Below are 4,652 nucleotides of genomic sequence, written 5' to 3' on the forward strand. Positions count from 1 at the left end.
ATAGTGTAACAATGCTTCCAACTCTGTCGAAAACCTCACCCGGCTTTTGGCCACCCTCTCCTAATTAGGAGAGGGTAACAAAATAGCCAGCAAGGAGTTATCCCCTCTCCTGACTAGGAGAGGGGAACAAGGGGTGAGGTAAAAAAACGCCAGAAAATAATGTAAAAATTACTTTTTGCCGGATCATCTATCAAAAAGCTTGAGAAAAAGTCGCTATTAAGATTCGTCAGATCCTGAAACGAGTTCAGGGTGACACGTCATGCCGAACTTGTTTCGGCATCTAACCGGATATGAAACTCTGTTTGTCGATGAATTTTTTTAAAGTCCTTGTCTATGACGAGATCTCACATGAAATGTTTATGTTTCCGTGAGGAAAAAAACAATGAAAATAGTTAAAAAACCATTCGGAATAACACCGGACGGAATTCCGGTCGACCTCTTCACCCTTGAAAATTTTCAAGGAGTCACCGCGAAAATCACCAATTACGGCGGCATTGTGGTTTCTCTCCTGGCGCTGGATAGTCGGGGGGAAAAGAGCGATATCGTTCTCGGTTATGAAACCCTCGGAGAGTATATAAGAAATAATCCTTATTTCGGATGCATTGTGGGGCGCTATGCCAACCGTATCGCCGGGGGAAGGTTTACCCTTGAGGGGAAAGAATACATCCTGGCTAAAAATAACGGCGAAAATCATCTTCACGGCGGAATGAAAGGGTTTGACAAGGTTGTATGGAAAGCGGAAGATATCTTCCCTTCGGATGGTGTTGGAATCGCTTTGACTTATCTGAGTCCGGATGGCGAGGAAGGATATCCGGGAAATCTCTCGGTGAAAGTTCGATATATCCTTACAACGGATAACGAGTTGAGGATCGAATATTCCGCGGTCACCGACAGCGCCACGGTGGTGAATCTGACCCATCACTCGTATTTCAACCTGGCTGGGGCAGAGAGAGGAAATATTCTGAACCATGAGCTTTTGATACGGGCGGGAGCATTCACTCCCATCGATCAGACCCTTATCACCACAGGCGAAATAAGAAGCGTCGAGGGCACTCCCCTTGATTTCACCCGGCGTACTCCCATCGTCGCGCGAATCAACCAGAATGATGAACAGCTTCGTTACGGCCAGGGATATGATCACAACTGGGTGCTGGACAATTCCGACGGTTCTCTCTCCCCGGCGGCGCAGGTGGTAGAGCCGGAAAGCGGCCGTACTCTGGAGGTGTTCACAACCGAGCCGGGCATTCAATTCTATTCCGGGAATTTTCTCGACGGCTCTATCACCGGTAAAAAAAGAAAAATCTATAATAAACGAGACGGTTTCTGCCTTGAAACCCAGCATTTTCCGGATTCTGTCCATAAGCCTCATTTCCCCTCGACTGTACTGCGCCCCGGCGAGGAATATTCTCAGACAACGGTTTACCGTTTTGAAGCAGAATGAAGATACTATTGTTAAGTCAATCAGATAATGTCTGGTACTGAAGTTTCTTTTTACCCCCTTTAAAAGGGGGTCGCCGCTCAAGCGGCGGGGGGATCTTTATTCGCCGGGAAGAAGAAATCCCCCCTGCCTTTGGCGTCCCTCCTTGTTAAGGAGGGAATTATGAATCTAACTTTATTGCATTGACTTAACACTATTGGCAAAGTGGCAAAAGCCCAAAAAGAAAAAAAGGAGCAGGCATGGCTGATACCGCGCATGAAACACCGGGAATGCTGAGAGATCGAACTGACCGCGGCGGCACTGTTTATCTTTATGCTATATGCATTATTGCAGCAATGGGCGGCCTCATGTACGGATTCGTGCTGGGAGTCATTTCCGGGGTGGTGCCGTTTATAACCGATTATTTCAAATTGAGCCCCTATCAGGTTGGATTTGCAGTGGGCAATCTCGATCTCGGCTGCATTGTCGGAGCGCTTCTTGCCGGTATATTTAGCGACCGGTTCGGAAGAAAAAAAGCGTTGATTCTCACCGCGATACTGTTTGTGATTTCCGGTGTGATGACCGCCATTCCACGGACGTTTACCGAGCTGGTCATCGGCAGGCTGATCGGAGGGGTTGCAGTCGGCGCCTCCATGATCTCCGCACTGTATATCGCCGAAGTATCTCCGGCCGGGAAACGGGGCCTGCTTGTAACGCTGACACAGTTCGGAATCGTGATCGGCATCCTTGCTACTTATATCACCAACTGGCTCCTGGTGGATATCGGTCCGCACAACTGGAGGTGGATGTTCGCGTGCGGCATCTTCCCGGCGGCGATATTTCTCATCGGCCTCTTTTTTATACCGGAAAGCCCCCGCTGGCTGGCCAAACAGGGCAGGATTGAAAAAGCCCTCGCCATTCTTACCCGTATCGGAGGCGCCAGACACGCGGAAACAGAAATGCATGAAATACAGGCGGCAGTGGAAAATGAAAAGGGCTCGGTTTGGGAGCTGTTCAGGCCTGGTCTCCGGAAAGCGCTCATCATCGGGATTCTCATATCCATTTTTGCACAGAGCGTCGGCATTAACTCGGTCATTTACTATGCCCCGATCATTTTTATGAAAACCGGCTTCGAAAATGCATCTGCCGCTCTTTTTGCCGTGATTATGGTAGGTATCATTAATTTCATTTTCACCATCTTAGCAATTATCACCATCGACAAATTAGGAAGAAAGCCGCTCCTCATGGCGGGATTGGCCGGAATGTTCCTGTCGATGGGAACAATAGGTCTTTTTTTCCAATCCGACTCCATCAGCGCATCTCTGATACTGATTCCCGTCCTCGCTTTCGTCGGCTTTTATGCGATGAGCCTGGGGCCGATCGCCTGGGTCATCGTCTCGGAGATTTTCCCGAACCGGATTCGGGGAGTAGCGATGGCAATTTCCATGATCGCCCTCTATCTGGCCGATTTTCTCGTGGCGCTGACCTTCCCCCGGATGATGGATACGTTCGGGCACGTTACATTCTTTATATTTGCCGGAGTATGTGTCCTTGCATTCCTGTTTGCATGGCTCATCGTGTTCGAGACAAAGGGAAAATCGCTCGAGGAGATTGAGAAGATGCTGATGCGTACATGAAGGCTGCGCCTGTCAGAAGCGACTTCGGCGCGTCATGTACACCTGGGCGAGGCTAAAGAATTTTAGCATGTCTTGTGCGGCTTCTAAAAATCGTTAAAATTGCGTGAAAAAAACACGGAAAAGATTGTAAAAGTTGATTGCATTTTTTTGTTGATATTCAAAATTTTTCATATTAATTGTCTGGAAAAGTCATTCTTCTTTTCCTTGGGTGGACGGGAAAAGGACCGTGTAGAAAAATCGAAGATTTCAACTATTCTTCCCCTGATTACTGGTTTCAAGAATCGAAAAATAAAAATATTTTTATTTTTTTTCTCTTTCACCTTGACAAATAAAATTACTTTACTACTTTTATACATCTGCATTTATTTAGCATAAATAGAATATAGGTACATAATATTTTAGGAGGAGTTGCATGGCTTCTACTGCCGATTTCAGAAACGGATTTACTTTTATAGAAAATGGCGATTTATTTACCATAATTGAATTCCAGCATGTCAAACCGGGCAAGGGAGGGGCTTTCGTCCGTACCAAGCTCCGAAATATCAGGACTAAGACCGTTTATGAAAGAACCTACCGTTCCGGTGAACGGTTCGAAGAGGCCAGACTGGAACGCAGGCCTTTTGAATTTCTGTACCATGATGGGGAAGCCTTAGTGTTCATGGATACCGAAACCTACGATCAGATACATATTGATGCGAATCTTCTTGGGGATTCGAAAGGCTTTCTTTCCGAAAACATGACCTGCAACATTCTTTTTCACGGAGAAACACCGATTCAGGTGGAGGTTCCCACGTTTGTCGAGCTTGAAATTACCCGGACCGAACCGGGATTCAAGGGAAATACCGCGTCGAATGTAAACAAGCCTGCAATTGTTTCTACCGGCGCAAAAGTGGACGTTCCGCTGTTTATTGAAGTCGGAGATGTAATAAAAATCGATACCCGTACCGGGGAATACATCGAGCGTGTGAAAAAATAACTTTTTTTTACAATGAACTATACCTATATCAAAAGGGTTCCCTCTATGTCCATGGAAAGTATTTTTAAAGTTCCTCGAGATCTGTTTTATACCAACGACCATACATGGATATTGGTTGAAAACAACGAAGGAATCATCGGCATTACCGATTTCGGGCAACTGGAGCTTGCAGAGATTGTGTACATCGATCTTCCGGATATCGGCACCGAGGTAGTGCAAGGCTCTCCGTTCGGAACGATTGAGGCGATGAAAACGGTAGCGGAACTTATTTCACCTGTTTCCGGGGAGATCATCGAGGTCAACGACACGTTGGAATCAGACCCTCGTCAGGTTAATATGGACCCCTACGGTGACGGGTGGATGATCAAGGTAAGGATGCATGATGTCGATGAAGTTGAAAGCCTGCTCACTCCCCAGGACTACTTGGTGTATGTAACCGGAGAAGAGACCTGAAAACAATACTTGTTTTTTCGTATTTAACACATAACTGTCCGGTTAAAATTTGAGAGGTAAAGACAACTGTTGCTGTTTTTGAGTAATTGTCTTGAATCTATCGAAAGGAATGGTAAGTATTTCAACGAGATAGATGCTATCAAGGAGTAATTCTCCGACGATACGGGTT

Annotated in this window: 4 protein-coding genes; all 4 read left to right on the forward strand. The window is 46.4% G+C overall.

The window, feature by feature from the left end:
• Positions 1–382 precede the first annotated feature (382 nt).
• The 4 genes from Q8O92_00785 (at position 383) to gcvH (ending at position 4,483) form a co-directional block, all read left to right on the forward strand.
• Positions 383–1,441 carry an aldose epimerase family protein gene (locus Q8O92_00785; protein MDP2981850.1) on the forward strand — a complete coding sequence of 353 codons (1,059 nt, stop codon included), beginning with the start codon at positions 383–385 and terminating at the stop codon, positions 1,439–1,441.
• A 236-nt stretch (positions 1,442–1,677) separates the two neighbouring features.
• Entirely contained in the window at positions 1,678–3,054 is a 1,377-nt protein-coding gene (locus tag Q8O92_00790; GenBank protein MDP2981851.1) for a sugar porter family MFS transporter, read from the forward strand.
• 412 nt (positions 3,055–3,466) lie between these two features.
• Positions 3,467–4,030, forward strand: coding sequence for an elongation factor P (gene efp / locus Q8O92_00795; GenBank protein MDP2981852.1), 564 nt, complete (start codon positions 3,467–3,469; stop codon positions 4,028–4,030).
• A gap of 45 nt (positions 4,031–4,075) precedes the next feature.
• Entirely contained in the window at positions 4,076–4,483 is a 408-nt protein-coding gene (gene gcvH, locus Q8O92_00800; GenBank protein ID MDP2981853.1) for a glycine cleavage system protein GcvH, read from the forward strand.
• The last annotated feature ends 169 nt before the right edge of the window (positions 4,484–4,652 follow it).

Source organism: Candidatus Latescibacter sp., from assembly GCA_030692375.1.
GTDB lineage: Bacteria > Latescibacterota > Latescibacteria > Latescibacterales > Latescibacteraceae > JAUYCD01.